Raw genomic sequence first — 18,406 nt, 5'->3', positions numbered from 1 at the left:
GGTGAAGATCTGGTTGCGGGCAGGGTTCGGTGCTCTGGCGATGGGATTCGCGCTGGGGTGCTCGATCACGGTATCGGAGGCTGGTTGGGGCGGGAGAATCGTGCCTGCCCTGGCGTGTGCGGTGGTCGTCATACTGCTGATCCGGCCAGTTCGGCGGCGGCAGGAGCTAGGGCTGCAGCGGGCTGGGCGCGGTTTGCTCAGCGGTCTGCTGGTGACAGGCGGCAGCGCGGTTGTGGTGCTCGGCGCGGGCACGGTCGCGGGCTGGATCACCTGGGGACACTTTGAACTGCATCGCGTGCTGCTGTTCCTGTTGACGAACACGGTCATCGCCTTGCTGCTCGAGGCGTTGCCGGAGGAGCTCAGTCTGCGCGGTCACACCTGGAGTGCACTGCGCTCGCGGTACGGCGGCCTGCTGTCGGCGGTAGGGACGACGGCGCTTTTCCTGCTGGTGCCGGGGATCGCCTCTGCGGTGCAACTGGTGCTCGGCACGATCTTCGAGCAGAACACCCAGGAGTTGAGCCTCGTGCCACCGGGTGAGGATCCGGTGGCCTACCTGTTCCTGCTGACGATCTTCGGGTTCACACTCATCGCCGCCCGCGCGGCCACCGGTTCACTGTGGGCCAGTGTTGCAACGCATCTGACCTTCCTCACCGTGAACCGGTTGACCGTCGACAGGCCTTCCCGATACTGGCTGGTCCGCGATGCGGGCTGGTCCGCGACCGTGATCAACCAGGATGTGCTGCTGCTGGTCCCGGCGTACCTGGTGCTCGCGGCCGTCGTCTACTACGTGCAGTCCTTGATGTCCCGGCCAGCGTTGTCCTTGGCCTCGTCGTTGCCCCAGCGGGACAAGTAGTACGCGGAGACGTACTGGTTCGCCGGGCCGATGTCGAGGTCGGTCTTCAGCCACCAGTGGTTGAACGACGCTCCGTTGCGTACCTCCGGGCCCCAGGCCCGGCAGTAGACGTAGCTCGTGCCCTTCTTCAGTGTTCCGGTACTGGCACCGGCGCCAGGGCTCGCGTATCCAGGCGCATCGGCGAACGTGTCGACCCAGAACCTATTGTCACCCGGACCACCACAGTTGTTGCTGGTCTCGTAGTGCTCGAAGTAGTTCCAGGTGATCGGGACCAGATGCCCGTCGAACCGGACCTGCTGGACGACGCCGTCCTTCTTCTCCTCGAAGTGCAGGTGCGCACCGGTCGTCGCGCTGCCCGTGTTCCCGACCAGGCCGATCTGCTGCCCCCGAACCACAGTGTCGTCGAGCCCGACGTCGCGTCGATCCAGATGCATGTAGCGGGTCTGCCAGCCGCCCCCGTGGTCAATCACGATCAGGTTCCCGGTCTCGCCCAGGAAGCCGGAGTAGCTGACCCGCCCACCGGCCGCCGCGAGGGCCGCCGTGCCCTGGGTGTGACCACCTGGATCAACCATGTCTAGCTTCTCTTTCGGGTTGTGCCCGCTGTGCGTGGCCGTCGTCCAGCGCAGACCGCACGGAATCGGCATCTGGAACAACGGATCGGCTGCCATCGCCGTCGTCGGTACTGCGACCAGTCCGGCGGTGACCAGAATCGCCAGGAGCGCCAAGCGAATGAGCTTCATGGCGTTGAGCGTAGGTTCGCCGTACCGGCAGCGCAGTCCTTTCGAGCCTGGCCGAAGTGTTAGCGCTTTGCGCGGTAGTGCGCTCGAATCTCGGCCGGCAGCCGCTCGATGGCGTAGCGCAGCATGGTCCGTGGCATCGCCGGGGCGTGCTGATCGAGGAAGTCGCGAAGCTCGTCCTCCGAGACGCGCTTACCGGCCTCGCGCAGCATCCAGCCGGCGGCCTTGTGAATGAGGTCCTCGCGGTCGTTGAAGACCTCGGGCGCCAGGTGGTAGATATCCTCGCTCTGACCGCGCCGGATGAACCAGTGGGTGGCGACCAACGCGATCCGGCGCTCCCAGAGCGACTCCGAACGAACCAGGGTCTCCAGGATGGTGCGCGGCTTGTCGAACAGATAGCCGCCGACGATCTCGGGGGCGCTGCAGTCGACGAGATCCCAGTTGTTGATGAACGCCGTACTGCGCAGGTAGAGCTCGTAGATCGCTTGCTGCTCCTTGGCCGCGCGATCGGTGAGCAGGCAGAGGACGGCCAACCGATGCTCGTGGATCGGGCTGGTCAGCGCCGCTTCAAGCTCTTCGAGCGGGATCGACGCTTTGCGGTACGGCTTGAGGAGCTCGCGGATCGTGGACAACTTCACGCCGACCATCTCGTCGCCGTACCCGTAGCCGCCTGGTTGAAGTTGGAAGTAGCGCTCAAGGACCTCCGCCACCTGAGGGTCAGCCGCGGCATCGATCTCGGCGAGCAGGTCCGCGGCCGTCAGATCAGCGGCCTGCCGCGCGCCCGGAGGGACCAGAGCTGCCTTGCCGTCGGGTACGCCCATGTTCTTTGTCTACCATCCACTGGGGACAGTCGATGCTGTTGCAGCGTTTGGCCTCTCCCGGGAGGTCACGCTCCGAGGTCATCCCGTGGGCAAGCGTTGTGACGGTCCGGCGTCGGGGCATACGGTTGGGGCAGGGCAGTTCAACCCGTCAGGACGGACCGGCGGTGCGGGGCTACCCGGGGGAGAAATTGGCGTGACAAGCCAGCCTGAGCCGCGGGACGGCGACATGATCAAAACAACGTTCGACGCGGTGACCGTAGAGCTGGAACCAGGGGTCCTGCTCGTCCGGCTGTCCGGCGAGATCGACATCGCCACCAGCGACTTCGCCTCCGAGTCGATCCGGGCCGCGGTCGCGCCACCGGCCCGGCTCGTGCTGATCGACGTCTCGGCCGTCACTTTCCTGAGCTCGGCAGGTCTGGGGAACCTGGTCGAGGCTCGCACCCTGGCCGGCCGGCACAACATCACTCTGGCCCTGGTCGGCGTCGGCCGCCCGGTCGACCGGCCGCTGTCGGTCACCGGTCTGGGTGGTCAGTTCCAGATCTTCGCCTCGACCACGGAGGCGCTCGCCGCGCTCTGACATTCGCGGGTCTCCTTGGTTGCCATTGGGTTGCCGTTGGCAACTCGGCGTACCGCGTTCAGGGGCTCGCCCGTTGGATGCGGTAGCGTCCGGTATCCCCGAAGAAGGAATGTCATGGGTGACTTAGCCAAGATCGTGATTGTCGTACCGACCTACAACGAGCGAGAGAACCTGCCCGTCCTGGCCGGGCTGCTGTCCGACCTGAACCTGCCCGGACTGGAGCTTCTGGTCGTCGACGACAACTCCCCGGACGGTACGGGTGACGTCGCCGACGAGCTGGCGAAAGCGTCACCGGAGAAGGTCGGCGTACTGCACCGCACCACCAAGGACGGCCTCGGCCGCGCGTACATCGCCGGGATCACCCGCGCGCTGGACGAGGGCGCCGACATCGTCATCCAGATGGACGCGGACCTGTCGCACCCCGCCTCGGTCGTCCCCATCATGGTGGAGACCCTGCGCACCACCGATGCCGGTCTCGTGATCGGCTCGCGGTACGTCGAGGGCGGCTCCGCTGCAGCCGAGTGGGGCTGGCACCGCCGGGCCCTGTCGGCCTTCGCCAACTTCTACGTGAACGCGCTCCTGCGCCTGCACGTGAAGGACGCCACAGCCGGTTTCAAGGCCTGGAAGGCCGAGACCCTGCGCTGGATCGACGTCAGCTCGATCGAGTCCAACGGCTACTCGTTCCAGGTCGAGATGAACTACCGCACCGTGAAGCGCGGCCTGCGCATCGCCGAGGTCCCGATCCACTTCGAGGAGCGCACCGAGGGTGTCTCCAAGATGAGCCTCAAGGTCCAGCTCGAGTCGGCCCTGATGCCCTGGAAGCTCCTCTTCAACCGCTCCTAGGCCCGGCTGTTCGCCGCCGTACGGGTTTCGCCGTACGGCGGTTTTGGCATGCCCTTTAGCCGTAACCGAGCTCGTGCAGCCGGGCGTCGTCGATCCCGAAGTGGTGCGCGATCTCATGCACCACCGTGATGTTCACCTCATCCACGACATCCTCGACCGACTCACACATCCGCAGCGTCGGATTCCGGTAGATCGTGATCCGGTCCGGCAGCACCCCGCCGTAGTAGTGCCCCCGCTCCGTCAACGGGATCCCCTCATAGATCCCCAGCAGCTCCGGATCCCCCGCAGGCGGCTCGTCCTCCACAAAGATCGCCACGTTGTCGATCAACGCCGCCAGCTCCCCCGGCACCTCATCCAGCGCCTCGGCCACCAGCACCTCGAAGTCCGCGCGAGTCATCTCGATCACACCTACAGCCTAGGCAGGTATCTCGTTTTGGCACCTGGCGAACCGTCCTCTATAGTTACGGCTGTCCCTGGGGCTTCGGTCCCCGCGGGTCCGAGTCCCCATCGTCTAGTGGCCTAGGACGCTGCCCTTTCAAGGCGGTAACGCGGGTTCGAATCCCGTTGGGGATACGGTCGAAAGGCCGATGTCAGAACTACCTCGAAGATGCTGTAAGATCTCCGAGAAACCTGGCCCAGTAGCGCAGTTGGTTAGCGTGCCGCCCTGTCACGGCGGAGGTCGCGGGTTCGAGTCCCGTCTGGGTCGCCAGGAGAAGGCGGCGGTGAGAAATCACCGCCGCCAAATTTTCTCCCGGTCAGGTAGCTCAGCTGGTAGAGCGTCCGCCTGAAAAGCGGAAGGTCGGCGGTTCGAGACCGCCCCTGACCACCACCACCCTCTCCTTAACTGGTGAGGGTTTTTCTTTCCCACGCGTGCTCCGCAGCCGCCATTCGTCGCTCCGCTCCTCACAGCGCCCACTACGCGCGCTCCCGCCCACCCCCGGCGGTGCGTGCTATCGCGCGCTCCTTCCCCTGCCGCACGCCGCGGTCACCTGCGGCGTGCAATCAAATCGTGTGGGCCTCCGCTTCTCGTTCTGCGAGGAACTCGTCAAGCAGTTCAAATACGTCAGACCCTTCCGCCAGCATTGGGAGATGCAGCCGAGCTGAAAGCGGGGTCGGCGGTTCGAGACCGCCCTTGACCACCTTCATTGAGCGTGAAAACGCCGTTCGGGCGCTGCCTCCATGTGCCTTTGCATGACCCTGAATCGCGTTGTCTAATCGCACGCGCATCGCACACCCACAACGGCCGTCCTTGCATCCGAGGACCGGCCGTTTCGTTGTACAGATCACATCGCTGTCTTGCCACAAGGCCGGCGCCGCTATCGACAGCCGCGCCAACCATGGAGCCAGCTTCTTCGGGGCGGCCCCGGAGCATGAGCCACACCGGACGCGAGGTTTCGGCCAGCCGCCGAGCCCCGAGCCGCTGGAAGACAAGCGCCCGCGAAAGGCCTGTCGTAACCTTGGAGAAGGTCGCCCGCTGCGCCGCCGGGACGCGACGTGATTCGGCCGGAGGGCGCGTGAGCGCGGCCCGGTCCGGTCCGGTGGCGAGCCCAGCGGGCGCGCCCTTGATCCATAAGAGGCCAACTCGGCAGCCAGACGGAACGGGCCTACTCGGCCTCCCAGCGCCGCCGAAGATCAACTGGATCCGCGCCAGAGAGAAACTCCTCCCTGACCGCCGCCACAGCCTCATCTGTAAGGCCGTCCACAGGCAGCCCAGTCTCGCTGAATAGTCTGGGAGCGCCCTCGATAAAGGCTGCCAGATCCGCATCTGGCAGTACCCCAAGCGGAAAGTATTGCGGACGCGGGCCGGGCCAAGCACGCCGCACGACAGGCGACTTGGACATTGGCGGAACCATGAAGCCGTCGAGTACCTCGTCTCCATCTGGCAAGGAGCGAAGGGCGTCGATCACCTCTGTCGACAGCAAAAGCAGCGCCATCACCACGCCAGCGACGGCTAGATACGCATACGCCGTATTATTCGGCGTCTTCTCCAGGTCGGGCGGCTCAAACGAGTGCAGCGTTGACGTGATCCCCATGGCGACCTGGGCACGCGGTTCCGTGGAGTGCAGAAGCCACACTTGACTGCGGCCTAGCGGTTGGGCGGATTCAGCCATTCCTCGGTACTCGGCCTCAGTAAATGGATTCTGCTGAAGCGCGACGGTTAGGGCGTATGCCATCCACGACTTCGTGGCCCAGATGGTCAAAGTGCGGAGATCCTCAGCCGACAGGCGCGTTGTGGTCCCGCTAAAGATGAATGGCGCGAGTATCGCCTTCGCATCACTCTCCAAACGACTCATCCACCCACCGTTGCAGTCTCTACATACGTCTACGGTCAGGTTCGGTAACCACTTCGCATATGGGCCCGGCGTCTCGGCCTCGGCCCGGTAGCGTCCCTGCTGGTCCTTGCGAAACACCCGATGCTCTCGGGCGATGCGCTCGCCGTGTGTGCCGTCGAGCAGAGCCTGGGCACCCGCAGTCTCGTGTAGCCACTGCGCCCAGACATGCTCTTTAGTCTTTACTCCCCGCTGGCCACAGAACGGACAGTCGACGAACTTTCCCATCTGAACTCCTGTTCGTTGTTACGACGGTCAGATGACAGCTCCGCAGAAGTCGGTTCAATCCGGCAAGGCAGCCAGTAGGTCGCTCAAGATTGGATCTGGCGATAGGGAACCGGGCGTTTCGGCTGCTCGCCTCGGGTATTCCCTGACTCAGTGGCGGACGCACGCTCGTAGTCGGTGAGGATCCCGAACACCTTCGGAGCCTCGTAGAGGCGAGAGCGCTGCTGATTACCGACGGGCTGCAGGATGCCAGCCTCGACATAGCTTTCCATGGCTGCGAACGCCGCAGATCTGCTCGCGCCGGTCAGTCGCATGACGTCTTCTGCGGTGATGACTGGATGCCCGATCAACTCGGGAAGCAGGCGTTCGGCCGCGCTGCCCTTGCGTGGTTTGAGTTTGGCTCGCCAGTCCAGCTCGAGCTGCGCGAGACCCGTTTGCAGGGCGGCTGCGTCGTCTGTCGCTCGCCGGGTCGCGGTCAGGAAGAGGTCCAGCCAGTCACGGATACCGTCGAGCGCCGCCTGCCCATCCGGTGGACCTGTGTATCTGAAGCTGGACAGGGCGCCGACGTAGGCCGAGGCTCGAGTCGCCAGCGCAAGGCTGATCGGCGGGATGAAGTCGCTCGTCAGTCCTCGCCTCTTGAGGACGACATGGATCAGAGCACGACCAGTTCGGCCGTTCCCGTCCGCGAAGGGGTGGATCGTCTCGAATTGCGCATGAGCCAATCCGGCCTGCACTGTGCCGGGTAAATCATCGCGGTTGACGAACGCACAAAGGTCCTCCAACAGACCTTCGACGTACTCAGGAGGCGGCGGCACGAAGGCCGCCTGACAGGGATTGAAGTTGTTGCCACCGATCCAGTTCTGCTTCGTTCTGATCAGGCCGGCGATCTCGGGTTGATCCGAGTGCTCCATGAGCGCGCGGTGAATGTCGAGCAGGTCCTTCACCTCGACGCTGTCGAGGACTGCAACGGACTGCACTGCATGGTTCATGGCTTTGACATTGCCCAGAACGGCGTCGGCAGTCGCATCCTGGTCATGCACCCCCGCTGCCAACTTGGCTTCGTGTCTGGCCAGTCGGCGGCTGTTGACCTGCAAGCCCTCGATCTTGGATGAGGCGACCGCCTCAGCCCGCAACAGGAAGCGGGCCAGTTGCTCCAGATGATGCTCGCCGGGGCCGCCAAAGGCCGCCAGGGCACGTTCGGCATCGGCGATGTCCGCCGCGAGTTCAGCACTGAAGTCCAACGTATGCGCGCTGAGCAGGTCAGGAACGTAGGCTTTGTACTCACACGGGCGTCTGTGCTTGCGTGGCCCATAGGCATCTGGGTTGGCTTGCCAGACTGCGGCGATCTGCTGACTCAACCTGGATCCTCTCGTCGGTAAGTCCAGGTTACCCGCATAACCTGGACTTAGAGTGATATTAGTCCAGGTTAAGCGCCGACTTTAGCTGGGCAACTGGGGCGCGCAGATTCCAGCTGGAGGTCCGGCAACACTGGGCTACCGCCACCTTCCTCGCCCGCTGAGCCATAGGCGTGCCAGCAATCGCCTAACACTCCGTCCGCCTGAAAAGCGGACGGTCGGCACACTCGACGTACAGAGCCAGACCGAGAGCGTGGCGAGGCTCTGGGAAGCTCGTCAACCATCCGCCTAGGGTCGACCGTGGATGGATCAGCGGTAACTGCGCACCCAACCGGCGTCCGTGCGCTGCAGGAGATCAACCCGTAGCGCCCGGCGCTGCTTCAACCCCACGGACTTGTCCCGCTCCCACAGCTACGTCTGATATCAGTAAGGGAAACGATGACTGACCAGTCGATCACACTTCAGCCAGTTGCCCACGTCATCGGTGGACGCACCGAGCCGACCGACGACTACTGGGGCGGCACCCGTGCGATCATTCGCATCGACAGCACGTCGTACGGCGCTGATGCCACGCAGGGCCTCGACGAGTTCTCGCATCTCGAGGTCGTCTTCCATTTCCATCTGACCGACCAGTCGGACCTACCACTCGGTGCGCGCCGGCCGCGGAGCAATCCGGAGTGGCCTGAAGTCGGTACGTTCGGCCACCGGAACATGCGTCGCCGCAACTGGCTGGGCGTTTCCCGTTGCCGGCTCCTCGAAGTCGACGGCCTCGACCTCTACGTCGAAGACCTCGACGCCGTCGACGGCACCCCGGTCCTCGACATCAAGCCCTGGTTCGCCGACTTCGGCCCCCGCGGTTCAGTCCACCAACCCACCTGGCCAACCGAAATGCTCACCAACTACTTCGCCGATCGGGACCGGCCGGCAGATCGCTAACGTGGTGCGCGCGGTGATCCTCACGTACAAGTCCGAGGCCAGGCCGAAGGACCGCTATCACCCTGGGCCGGCTGAACTATGACTCTTGTACCGCTGATCCTCACCGGTGGGCCTGCGGTGGGCAAAAGTGTGACGGCACGTGCTCTGGCGGAAGGTCGCCCGAGGTGTGCCTTCATCGATGTGGATGACGTGCGCCAGTTTGTTGTCACGGGCGCTGCCGCTCCGTGGGACGGAGAGGAAGGTCGTGCGCAGCAAAGGCTCGGTTTGAAGAACGCCTGCATCCTGGCACGCAACTTCCTGGCCGTGGGTATTGAGGTCGTCGTCGCTGACGTGCTTACGCCGGAGACCAGCGACCTGTACAGACGCGAGCTATCTGAGTGCCTGATCGTGCATATGACGGTCGGTTTTCCTGAGGCGGTGCGGCGTGCAGCGTCCCGCAAGGTCTGGCTGACTGACGATGAGTTCCAGATGCTTCACGAGGCGGATGCAGCAGACCCTCCGCACGCCGACCATCGCGTGCAGGTAGACACACTCGACGTACAGGGTCAGACCGAGAACGTGGCAAGACTCTGGGAGGCACATCGCCAATCCCGACCGGTGTGAACGGCATAGAAGGTCGTGAACCGATGGGGACAATGCAGTTGTGAACAGCGTCGAACTGATCCTGGCTGGCTACGTACTGGTGGTGCCCACGCCTCGGCCCCCTAGCCAGGAGTACGCGGTGCTGCCTGAGACGTTCTTGACGATCAGCGACTGCCTCATGGCCGACCTTCCCCGACCGGAGTTTTGGGATTGGTACGTCGATCGCCAGGAGGCCGAGCGAGAGCGGATATCCCGAGCACCGCACGCCGAGACCGTCACAGTGGCAATAGCCTCGGATGACGCCGTCAGTTTCATGCAGGAAAACGGGGGCGCAGAACAGCCGTACTTCGATCTGCTCCGGACCGAATCCCGTCTGCCGGTGGAGTCACCGATCCTCGGCTATGAGGTAGTCGGCGCAGAAGGGGCGTTGGACTTCCATTCCTGGCACTGCCATGGGTACGCCGCTGAGGCCTTCGACGAACTGCGGGTGCAACTAAACGAGCTTGGGTTGATCGGCACCTACCAGGAAGCGGCTCGGGTGTTGGCGTGGATGCTCGGGCAGCCACCAGAGAACCAGCCAGCACCGGTCGACTGGATGGTTGTGGCGATCGCCAAGTAGCGGTCACTGACACCGCCAGTGGCGAGCAGCAGTGGACGTCACTGCGTCAACGCGATGGCGTTCCTGACTGTTTGCGCGTCGGCGTCGAGGAGCGAGCGCTCGCGTTCTACCTCGTCGGGGACGATAGTCCAGCCGTCCCCTGTGTAGCGAGGGATGACGTGGAGGTGGAAGTGGAAGACCGTCTGGAAGGCGGCTTCGCCGTCGCAGACGAAGAGGTTGATGCCCTCGCAGTTCAGGTCGGAACGCCGTAGGGCACGCGACATGTCGTGACCGACCGACCAAACGTGAGCGCCCGTAGGTCCGTCCAGGTCTTCTAGGCCCACAGCATGCTTGCGTGGTATGACGAGAAGGTGGCCTGGTGTCACGGGGTGCAGGCACATGAAGGCGATCACGGTCTCGTCCTCGTAGACCACGCTGGCCTCGGCCTGCCCCGCCACAATCGCGCAGAAGATGCATTGCTGCGTCGGCGAAGTCACGTTCTGCGTCATGCGCGTAATACTCCCAGCGCGTTCAGAGAACTTGCTACCCAATTGATGTGCGAGTGCGCGGACCGTGCCATCGACTGTGCGCAAAGTGTCGTGGGCAATCGGTTGCCAGCGGCCTACTCCGCACAGTCGGCGACCACCGGTGGAGCGCAGGATCGGCGGCACCGTGTGGCAACCCGGGCCACTCCGGCAGGTCGCCGTACCGGAGAAGAAAGTCGGTACGGCGATGTCGGTGGGATCTGCCACGATGAGCAGATGGGGGCATTGGACGCGGTGGCGGGCAGGGTTGCGGGTGGGGCGACGGTGGCGTTTCGGCCTAGTGGGGGCTCGATGGTGCCGTTGATTCGGAGTCGGCAGGAGGTGGTGGTGGCTCCTGTTGATCCGGCGGAGGTTGAGGTGGGGGACATCGTGCTGGCTCGGGTGGCTGGGACGGTTTATCTGCATCTGGTGTCGGCTGTGGATCCGGTGAAGAAGCGGGTGCAGATCAGCAACAACCGGGGGCGCATCAACGGATGGACCAGCCATGACCGGGTCTTCGGGATCTGTGTGTCGGTGGATGGTGTCGCCCGGTCGGGAGTCAAGGGGAAGACACTCGAGTGAGCCTGTCGAAATCGGTGCAGGCTGTTCGTAGCGTTGGTAGAGAGTGGACGTCAGGTTCGCTTGAGCTGAAGGAGCAGAGATGCCTGAGTACCTCATTTACTTCAATCAGCAGTGGGTCGGCGATCACCCCGAGGAGTGGTACCAGGGGCGTGGGCCACTGGCCAGGGCGGTCACGGAGGAGATGAAGGCGGCCGGGGTCTATGTCTTTGCCGGCGGGCTTGAGGAAGAGGACGGGCCGGTTTACAGTGCCGACCCGACCAGCGGCGAGGTGTTGGTCACCGATGGGCCTTATCTGGAGACCAAAGAGTTTCTGGGTGGGTTCGCGTTGGTGCGGGTGGCCGACGACGAGGCTGCGAAGATGTGGGCGGCCAAGGTGGCTGAGGCTTGTGGGTGGCCGCACGAGGTGCGGCGGTTCAAGCCTCAGCGGCCTTCTAGTTAAGGGCGTAGCGGTCCGAAGAGGACGCGGCTGAGGAGTGCCATCAGGATCAGGGCGATCAGGCCGGTCAAGGCGACGATCGAGATGATGCAGGCCAGGTTTCTTGCCAGCGCCACCTTCGGGGTGGTGTGGGTGAAGTTGTCGGTGACAACGGCCAGGGTTGCGAGCATCAGGAAGCCGATCAGGGCAATGACCAGCAGGGCAACGTGATGGCCGCCGAGCGTTCCGGTTGCGGTGAACTTCGAGGTCTTGTCCAGCCATGGGCCGACGGTGTACATCCAGATCGCGGTGGCCAGGTCGCTGACCATCAGGAACCAGTACATGGTTGATGGGCGTGCTTTGACGTGCGCTCCGACCTGCCTCAACGCTGGGGTGTCGGTGCTCAAAGTGCTCAATCTGCGGACGGTCATCGTTCCACTCCTCATCGCCCGGAGCGACGTCCGCTTCTCGTCGCGGACGTTCTTCTGATGACAGTGAGCCCCAGCGCACCGGCCGCAGGCGAATTTCGATGTCGTGACGACATCAACGCAGTTGGTGGGCCGCCGCCAGCTCCGCAACCAACGGTTCGCCGGCACCACGGGTGCTGGTGAACCACGGATGCACGGTCCCGGGCGCAGCATCGACGTACCGGGTGATTTCGCTGCGCGTCGGCCCGCCGCGGAACACTGGCTCGTCGGCGTCCGGAACAGCTTCATCCAGTACGGCGGCCAGTCGCGTCAGGCGGCTGTTCCGCGACTTCGCCTGCCGGGACAGGCGAATCTCGGCCATCGCCTGCCGCCACTCACCCAGTACGAACTGCGCTCGGCGCCGACGTACCAGCTCGTCGTCGGTGTCCGTCAGGGCCGGCGCGGTCTCATGAACCGGATCGAAGACGTCAGCACGGACGTCCTCGACCGCTGCACCTCGCAACGGAATCTCTTGTGTGAAGACCGGAGTCCGCATCCCGAGCCGCTCGGCGTCCCGGCCGGACCGCAACTTCAGTCGGAGCGCTTCGTGCGCCGTACCGGATCGCTTGTCGACCAGCCGCACCATCAACTGGTCCGCGAGCGCTGACGGCACCCGCGATCCAAAGGCAGGCACCAGCACGCGAACCGTCGCCCCTTCGCGCGACTCGACCATTTGGACCTCACGAGCCTGCAGGTCCGTGCCGACGACACGAGCGCGCACCTGCCGAGGATCGACCGAGCTGCTCTGCGTCGTACTGTCTGGCAACAGCTGATACGACTGCTCAGGGCGTTTGAGGATGCCTACAACCGGTACGGCGAGCTTCAGCCGGCTCCACGCTTCGGCAACGGGGGCGAGACACTCGTCGGGGCTGCCGACCACCTGGCCGGCCAGGCCGGCGTACCCATTCGCGACCCGTGACAGTCCAGAGAACAGAGCGCGCGGCAATGACGGCGCAGAGCTCGCCAACTCGGTCAGATAGGTGGAGAGCTCGCCAGCAGAGCGCCGCGCCAGTACCAACGCCTGCCCGGTGCGGTGCTCTCGCAGCGCTCTCGATCGCAAGGTCCGCGCAGCCCGAGCTCGCACGACCGCACGTTCTGCGTCGAGCAATGCCTGGTCCAGCGGCACCTGCAACCACCAGTCCAGCGCGTCGATCACCGCCAGCCTTCGCCAAGGTCCAGATTGCGCAGCCCCGACCTGTACGTCAGCCTCCAGGCTCGGGTCGCCAGTCACGGCCAACTCGTCTCGGAGATCACCCAGCTGCCGGAGACTTTCCTGTCCTACAACGGCTTCCAGAAGATTCCGGTCGGCCGCATCCCATCCGTCGACCATGACAGAACGCCATCGGCCTGGATCAGCCAGGTCGACCTCGACACTGACGCCGGACCCGAGCTGCGTCGTACGGATCAAGTCAGCCGGCTGCCCGCCGGCAAGGCGAACCTCGGGCGTTCGCGGCCCGGTCGCAGGCACGGTCAGGACTGCGATCATCGAGGTTCCTCCTCCGCGCGCTGTCGCCGGTCGTTGATGATGTCAACGACCTGGGTGGGCTGACGATGCGATGGAATTCGGATCCTCAAGGGTAGATCCGATCAGATAGTCAGTAAAGGCCGCGTAAAATCCAACTGCGTCAGGCAGTCCGGGCGAATTGCCAGGCGTTGACGGAACTCAGTCGGGAAGGACAGTCCGCAGGCTTTACGGACTCGCCCCACGGCGGCTCTGGGCGGCGAGCCAACTCGAGGATCGCCAGTCTCTGCAATCCGTTGTATGTCCCACCAGCACTCCAGACCATGAGCGACATCTTCCCGGCGGCCGGATAACGCAAGCGGCGCAGGTCGGTCGCACTGCGGAGGAACTCCGCCCGAAGTCCATCGCTCAGCGCGTCGATTCGCTGCTCGATGGCTGCGGCCTCATCGTCGACAGGGGTCCCTCTCGTCCAGGTCCCGGCATCGTGACGCACCCAGCACAGGTACTCCACGAACGCGAGCACCAGGATGTGCGTGGCCGGAGTCAGCTCGGCCGGCCGTTGCTCGATCCGCCGAAACAGATCGCTCAGTTCCTGCTGCTCCCGCCAGATCAGCCGAACCGAACGAAAGAGCAGGTCACCCCGGGCCATCCGGAGCGGAAGGGCGAGTCGCTCGACCTCACCAGGCCAAGCCGGTACGTCGTCGATCTCGCCGGTGTCGTTCACCGCGAGACACGGGAGCCCCGGATGCCGGCGAAGCATCAGCACCGCCGCGCGCCCCAGCGTCGTCCAAGCCAAACTATGCTCGCCGACCGCTCGATAAGACATCGCCCTGGCAACCGTCATCAGCACGATCGCCAGGTACGGATCGGCCAGTTCGGTGTCATGAAGAATGCGCGAAGCCTTCCGCCAGTTCCCCAGCTCGAGGGCCTCGATCACGCCGATCATGGCAGCGAGAGATCGGCACGCCTGGTGGCGGCGTGGCTCCGAATACCAAAGCTTCCTCGCCATAGATCGGCGAGGTCAGGCCGAACGCCCCTGACACAGGGCGGTGGCGTCGCGGTGAGCACCTGTACGGCGGCCGGGAGTCTGCTCATGAGGCACCTGCTTCGGTCATCGAAACGGCTGAGGTCGTAACGAGCTCCTGTCCATCGCTTGTCTTCCTGCCACTGTTTTACCCATGACTTCACCTAACTACACAGTGGAATCTGTAGATTGGTGGATTTCTTCTTCCTGAGCCTGGGTAGAATCCAGATAGGTCACGGACGGATCACGATCCGGGCGGATGTAGTAGCAGTTGGGTCCTGGCGCCGTTCTCGATGTGGATGCCAGCGTGTATCCACTTGAATTCCACCTGTACTTCGGTGTACTCCGATGAGAGGGTGACCGAATCCACCAGTGGACACTGATCCTCCGGGAGTGAACTTGGCCCCCTCGCCAGCGGCAGAACTCGCCGACCGGCTGCGTGCCCTCCGACGACAGCAGCGGATGACCCAGGCGACGCTGGCGCACGCACTGGGGATCTCCGTATCGGCGATCAGCTCGTGGGAGAACTCATCCGACGACAAGCTGCCACGTGCCGACCGGCTGCGTCCCTACGCGCTCTTCTTCGCACTGGATCACTCGGCCGAAACCGTTCCGCAGCTCCCTCGCGAACAGGACCTGAACGCCTCCGAACGCGAGACGTTCACCGCGCTCAACCGCGAACTGATCGGCCTCCGCGAGGCAGCCCGGAACAGCCCCGGTACGGCGAGTGCCGACGCCAGCCTCTGGACCTTCGAGACCGGCCCGGTCACGGCAATCTGCCCCGAAGCGCCGGTCGCCTATCGCTCGCCCTTGGCGGACGAAGCAAATCCCAATTTCACCCGCATGTACCGCTACGCCGATGTCGACGCCCTCATCGAGTTGTGGGGGCACCTCCGGTCCCGCAACCCTGAGCTCGAAGTGGCCCACAGGTTGCCTGAGGAAGCCAGTCCCCCGGATTTGACCGGCCACCTGGTCCTGCTCGGCGGAACCGTCTGGAACAACGTCGCGCACCAACTGCAGACGCTGCTGCGCGACCTGCCGATCCAGCAGGTCGTCGTACCGGATCTGTTCAACGGCGAAATCTTCATGCTTCCGGACGGCCAGGAATTCCGGCCGCTGTGGAGCGACTACGAACGAACCTCGGCCAAGCCTCCCACCAAGGAAGAGATCACCGCGGAGCAGACCGAGGACGTTTGGCGCGACGGTAGACGGCGCACTCTGGTCGAGGATGTGGCGTTCCTGGCGCGGGTGCCCAACCCGCTGAACCACACGCGCACCCTCACCGTTTGCAGCGGGGTCTACAGCCGAGGGGTCCTCGGCGCAGTCCGCGCGCTCACGGACACCGCCGTACGCGAGCGGAATGAGGCATATCTCGCCAACCGGTTCCCGGGAGGATCATTCGCCATCCTCATGCGGGTCCCGTTGGTGAACGGCGAGGCGATGTCTCCCGATCTGGAGATCCCGCACAACGTTCTCTACGAATGGTCGCCCAGTGACGAGGCGCCTGCGTGAGCCGTCAGATCGGCCATCGGCCTTCGCACGCGAACTTGTTGCGCGATGTGTCCACCTCCGCCGTACCCCTGAGCCGCAGCAGGCTGGACGCAATCGTCGTACCGGCCGCACGTCCTTCGTCAGCTCTGCAGAACATCATCGATCTCTCGGTGACCCTGTCAGTTCCGTTGGTGATCCTGTGCAGTCGGCAGACAAACGTGGCGCAGGTGGCGGAGCGCGTGGACAAGACCCTTGGAGCTTGCGCGCTGGTCGTCGAAGTACCTATTGGCTATGAGTTGCCCGGCCGCCGGCATCTGACCTCGTCCGCAGCCTTCCAGGAAGCATCCGCCGGCCGATCCAGTGACCTCAGCCTGAAACGCAATCTCGGTCTTCTGCTCGGGCGGCTTCTAGGCTGGAACAAGCTCCTCTTCGTCGACGACGACATCAGCCAACTCCGGCCGGTGGATGTCCGTCGGCTCACGAGTTTGCTCGACCGGCATCCGATCGCCTCCATGGCCACCCGGGAATTCCCGGACAACTCTGTGGTCTGCCATGCCCGGCGGCTCGCGGGTTTCGAACAGGACATTTTCGTGGGCGGAGCGGTGCTCGGCGTACAGCTCAAGCATCCGGAGCTGTCCTTCTTTCCCGATATCTACAACGAAGACTGGTTCTTCTTCGCCCGTCGCGCCGCGGAGCGGAGCCTGCCGAAGGCCGGAGAGGTCCGGCAACTCGAGTACCTGCCGTACGACGACCGCGAGCGCGCGGCTCGTGAGGAGTTCGGTGATCTCCTCGCGGAAGGCCTCTACGCCTTGTTTGAGAGCACCAGAGCGTGGGGCTTCGACGACCAGATGGCCTTGGCCGCCAAGCCGAGTTATTGGAGCGCTTTCAGAGACGTCCGCCTGGCGATGATTCACGAGACCTTGGACAAGCTGGCGCGCGAGCGCTTCGATCCCGAAGTGGCAAGTGCCGAGGAAGCGCTGCGTAGGGCCGAGAAACAGGCATCGGGCATCGGCGCCGATTTGTGCGTCGGGTATCTCGAGGCATGGCTGGAGGACACGCACGGTTGGCAAGAAGCCTTGAAGGACCTCCGTCCGGTGGGCAACGAACGCAACGCTTTGTCAGACCTCAGCCTCACCAACTGGATCTCGTGTGGCTACGGCGAGCGTTTGAGTGAGTCGCTCCCCTTGAGGCAGCTCGCACAGCGCAGCTAGACTCCGTGCTCCCGCGCGCTCGGACGGAGGGGTCCCGGTTGCTGGAGCTGCAAGGGTTTCATAGGCAGATCTCTGTCTTCCGCCTCGAAGCGGATGACTGGCAAACCGCTCGGGACGTGCGGTTGTCTGCGCTGACGGATTCGGCTGCCGCGTTCCTCGGTGACGAGGCGGCCGAGCGTGGCTACAACGAGAATCAGTGGCGAGCCGAACTCGACGTCCATGTCTGGTTCGTGGCCAGACTGGATGACAAGGCCGTCGGCCTCGCGAAGCTCAACCGCAGTCCGGACCAGAGCGACGGCATCCACTTGGAGGCGATGTGGGTCGCCCCGGATGTTCGCCGCCGCGGTGTCGGGGAGGTTCTGGTCTCGGCTCTCGAGGCGACGGCAGCGTCGTTGGGAGCACAAGTACTACGCCTGTGGGTGTTCACCGAAAATCGCTCGGCCCGAGACTTCTACCTGCGATTGGGCTACCGGGGTCCTCTTCATCCACAGAAGATCGAGGTCAACGGTCGTTTCCGGATCGAGGAGGAGTTCGAGAAGCGCCTCGGCTGACGGGTGGAGGGGTCTGGCTGCGGTCAGGAGCCTGTGTTGCTGACCCATAGCCGGAACTCGTGCAGCGCTTCCGCCAGGTTGGCCGGTCCACAAGCAGCTTCGAACGCTGCATTCGCCGTCCAGGTGATCACGATAGCGAGGGCTATAGGTGTTGCCTATGGCATCTACTGCTAATTCGTCTTTGTGTGCTTGGTTTTTCGCGCCTAGCTTGAAATGGAGATGTGCGGCTAGGAGAGGATTAGGAATGTCGGAATTTGCGGGGAAGCGGGCTGTTGTCACGGGTGGCACTCGGGGGATTGGGGCTGCTGTTGCGCGGCAACTGGTGGCGGCGGGGGCTGAGGTTTTGGTGACGGCTCGGTCGGAGGTGGAGGTGCCGGCGGGGATTGGGCTGGTGGTGGCTGATGTGCGGAGTCGGGATGGGGCTGAGGTGGTCGCCGCGGCTGTGGCGGAGCGGTGGGGTGGGGCGGATGTTGTTGTGCACAACGCGGGTGGGGCTCGGCCGTTTGTGGATAGTTCGGCTATTCCGGATGAGGAGTGGCAGGAGGCGTTGGATCTGAATTACCTGGCGTCGGTGCGGCTGGATTCGTTGCTGGCGCCAGGGATGCGGGTACGGCGTTCTGGTGCGATTGTGCACGTCTCTTCGGCGGCCGTGTTCACGCCGGTGGGGCCGTTTCTGCATTATGTGGCGGCCAAGGCGGCGCTGGAGACGTATAGCCGTGGGTTGTCGCTGGAGCTGGCGCCGTACGGGGTTCGGGTTAATACGGTGACGCCGGGGCGGGTGGCTACGCCTGGGGGCGAGGCGACGCGGGAGTTGTGGGCGGG

The 18,406-nt window shown here is 64.2% G+C and carries 21 protein-coding genes and 3 tRNA genes; 15 read left to right on the top strand and 9 right to left on the bottom strand.

Annotated elements, in window-relative coordinates:
- Nucleotide 1 precedes the first annotated feature (1 nt).
- Nucleotides 2–853, top strand: coding sequence for a CPBP family glutamic-type intramembrane protease (locus E1263_RS26145; RefSeq protein WP_132171928.1), 852 nt, complete (start codon nt 2–4; stop codon nt 851–853).
- Here the strand turns inward: E1263_RS26145 and E1263_RS26140 are convergent.
- Nucleotides 784–1,593, bottom strand: coding sequence for a M23 family metallopeptidase (locus tag E1263_RS26140; protein ID WP_132171926.1), 810 nt, complete (start codon nt 1,591–1,593; stop codon nt 784–786). The genes E1263_RS26145 and E1263_RS26140 overlap by 70 nt on opposite strands.
- A gap of 59 nt (nt 1,594–1,652) precedes the next feature.
- A complete protein-coding gene (locus E1263_RS26135) occupies nt 1,653–2,411 on the bottom strand; it encodes a DNA alkylation repair protein (protein ID WP_132171924.1) in 759 nt (252 codons plus the stop codon).
- Between the two features lie 193 nt (nt 2,412–2,604).
- Here E1263_RS26135 and E1263_RS26130 point away from each other — a divergent pair, with 193 nt between their 5' ends.
- On the top strand, nt 2,605–2,988 hold the full coding sequence (locus E1263_RS26130) for an STAS domain-containing protein (protein WP_165956751.1): 384 nt from the start codon (nt 2,605–2,607) through the stop codon (nt 2,986–2,988).
- Nucleotides 2,989–3,102: 114 nt separating this feature from the next.
- Nucleotides 3,103–3,831 carry a polyprenol monophosphomannose synthase gene (locus E1263_RS26125; RefSeq protein WP_132171922.1) on the top strand — a complete coding sequence of 243 codons (729 nt, stop codon included), beginning with the start codon at nt 3,103–3,105 and terminating at the stop codon, nt 3,829–3,831.
- Nucleotides 3,832–3,886: 55 nt separating this feature from the next.
- Here E1263_RS26125 and E1263_RS26120 read toward each other — a convergent pair whose 3' ends face one another.
- On the bottom strand, nt 3,887–4,237 hold the full coding sequence (locus E1263_RS26120; protein WP_132171920.1) for a metallopeptidase family protein: 351 nt from the start codon (nt 4,235–4,237) through the stop codon (nt 3,887–3,889).
- A gap of 94 nt (nt 4,238–4,331) precedes the next feature.
- Here E1263_RS26120 and E1263_RS26115 point away from each other — a divergent pair.
- From E1263_RS26115 to E1263_RS26105, 3 genes are all read left to right on the top strand, one after another.
- Nucleotides 4,332–4,404 (top strand) — tRNA-Glu (locus E1263_RS26115).
- A gap of 59 nt (nt 4,405–4,463) precedes the next feature.
- Nucleotides 4,464–4,540 (top strand) — tRNA-Asp (locus tag E1263_RS26110).
- A gap of 44 nt (nt 4,541–4,584) precedes the next feature.
- A tRNA-Phe gene (locus E1263_RS26105) sits at nt 4,585–4,660 on the top strand.
- Nucleotides 4,661–5,435: 775 nt separating this feature from the next.
- Here E1263_RS26105 and E1263_RS26100 read toward each other — a convergent pair.
- Nucleotides 5,436–6,389, bottom strand: coding sequence for a hypothetical protein (locus E1263_RS26100; RefSeq protein WP_132171918.1), 954 nt, complete (start codon nt 6,387–6,389; stop codon nt 5,436–5,438).
- 83 nt (nt 6,390–6,472) lie between these two features.
- Complete coding sequence (locus tag E1263_RS26095) at nt 6,473–7,744, bottom strand: Fic family protein (RefSeq protein ID WP_132171916.1); 1,272 nt, start codon at nt 7,742–7,744, stop codon at nt 6,473–6,475.
- 435 nt (nt 7,745–8,179) lie between these two features.
- Between E1263_RS26095 and E1263_RS26090 the strand changes: the two genes are divergently transcribed.
- The 3 genes from E1263_RS26090 (at nt 8,180) to E1263_RS26080 (ending at nt 9,878) form a co-directional block, all read left to right on the top strand.
- Nucleotides 8,180–8,677 carry an SAM-dependent methyltransferase gene (locus tag E1263_RS26090; RefSeq protein ID WP_132171914.1) on the top strand — a complete coding sequence of 166 codons (498 nt, stop codon included), beginning with the start codon at nt 8,180–8,182 and terminating at the stop codon, nt 8,675–8,677.
- A gap of 78 nt (nt 8,678–8,755) precedes the next feature.
- Nucleotides 8,756–9,280, top strand: a complete 525-nt coding sequence (locus tag E1263_RS26085) for a P-loop nucleotide/nucleoside kinase family protein (RefSeq protein ID WP_132171912.1) — start codon at nt 8,756–8,758, stop codon at nt 9,278–9,280.
- A gap of 40 nt (nt 9,281–9,320) precedes the next feature.
- Entirely contained in the window at nt 9,321–9,878 is a 558-nt protein-coding gene (locus E1263_RS26080; protein WP_132171910.1) for a hypothetical protein, read from the top strand.
- 38 nt (nt 9,879–9,916) lie between these two features.
- On the opposite strand, the gene E1263_RS26075 is transcribed toward E1263_RS26080, so the two are convergent.
- On the bottom strand, nt 9,917–10,366 hold the full coding sequence (locus E1263_RS26075; RefSeq protein WP_132171908.1) for an HIT family protein: 450 nt from the start codon (nt 10,364–10,366) through the stop codon (nt 9,917–9,919).
- A 363-nt stretch (nt 10,367–10,729) separates the two neighbouring features.
- Here E1263_RS26075 and E1263_RS26070 point away from each other — a divergent pair, with 363 nt between their 5' ends.
- Both E1263_RS26070 and E1263_RS26065 read left to right on the top strand, forming a co-directional pair.
- Nucleotides 10,730–10,963: a hypothetical protein gene (locus E1263_RS26070; protein WP_202869056.1), complete on the top strand. Its 234-nt coding sequence runs from the start codon at nt 10,730–10,732 to the stop codon at nt 10,961–10,963.
- 79 nt (nt 10,964–11,042) lie between these two features.
- Nucleotides 11,043–11,402, top strand: a complete 360-nt coding sequence (locus tag E1263_RS26065) for a YciI family protein (RefSeq protein WP_132171904.1) — start codon at nt 11,043–11,045, stop codon at nt 11,400–11,402.
- Here the strand turns inward: E1263_RS26065 and E1263_RS26060 are convergent.
- The 3 genes from E1263_RS26060 to E1263_RS26050 form a co-directional block, all read right to left on the bottom strand.
- Nucleotides 11,399–11,809 carry a hypothetical protein gene (locus tag E1263_RS26060; protein ID WP_132171902.1) on the bottom strand — a complete coding sequence of 137 codons (411 nt, stop codon included), beginning with the start codon at nt 11,807–11,809 and terminating at the stop codon, nt 11,399–11,401. The two genes, E1263_RS26065 and E1263_RS26060, sit on opposite strands and share 4 nt — an antisense overlap.
- Nucleotides 11,810–11,921: 112 nt before the next feature.
- Complete coding sequence (locus tag E1263_RS26055; protein ID WP_132171900.1) at nt 11,922–13,331, bottom strand: hypothetical protein; 1,410 nt, start codon at nt 13,329–13,331, stop codon at nt 11,922–11,924.
- Nucleotides 13,332–13,470: 139 nt separating this feature from the next.
- Nucleotides 13,471–14,253: a hypothetical protein gene (locus E1263_RS26050; RefSeq protein ID WP_132171898.1), complete on the bottom strand. Its 783-nt coding sequence runs from the start codon at nt 14,251–14,253 to the stop codon at nt 13,471–13,473.
- Between the two features lie 471 nt (nt 14,254–14,724).
- On the opposite strand from E1263_RS26050, the gene E1263_RS26045 reads away from it, so the two are divergent.
- The 4 genes from E1263_RS26045 to E1263_RS26030 form a co-directional block, all read left to right on the top strand.
- Nucleotides 14,725–15,843: a helix-turn-helix domain-containing protein gene (locus E1263_RS26045; RefSeq protein WP_132171896.1), complete on the top strand. Its 1,119-nt coding sequence runs from the start codon at nt 14,725–14,727 to the stop codon at nt 15,841–15,843.
- Nucleotides 15,840–17,033: a hypothetical protein gene (locus tag E1263_RS26040; RefSeq protein WP_132171894.1), complete on the top strand. Its 1,194-nt coding sequence runs from the start codon at nt 15,840–15,842 to the stop codon at nt 17,031–17,033. Before E1263_RS26045 ends, E1263_RS26040 begins: the two co-directional genes overlap by 4 nt.
- Nucleotides 17,034–17,071: 38 nt before the next feature.
- A complete protein-coding gene (locus E1263_RS26035) occupies nt 17,072–17,584 on the top strand; it encodes a GNAT family N-acetyltransferase (protein WP_165956750.1) in 513 nt (170 codons plus the stop codon).
- A 244-nt stretch (nt 17,585–17,828) separates the two neighbouring features.
- Nucleotides 17,829–18,406 (top strand): SDR family NAD(P)-dependent oxidoreductase (locus E1263_RS26030; protein WP_132171890.1); only part of this gene is annotated, 578 nt, incomplete at its 3' end.

Origin of the sequence: Kribbella antibiotica (genome assembly GCF_004349055.1) — a bacterium.
Taxonomy (GTDB): Bacteria; Actinomycetota; Actinomycetes; order Propionibacteriales; family Kribbellaceae; genus Kribbella; species Kribbella antibiotica.
The sequence above is the reverse complement of the archived record's forward strand: the minus strand, read 5'-3'. Positions and strand labels throughout refer to the sequence as shown.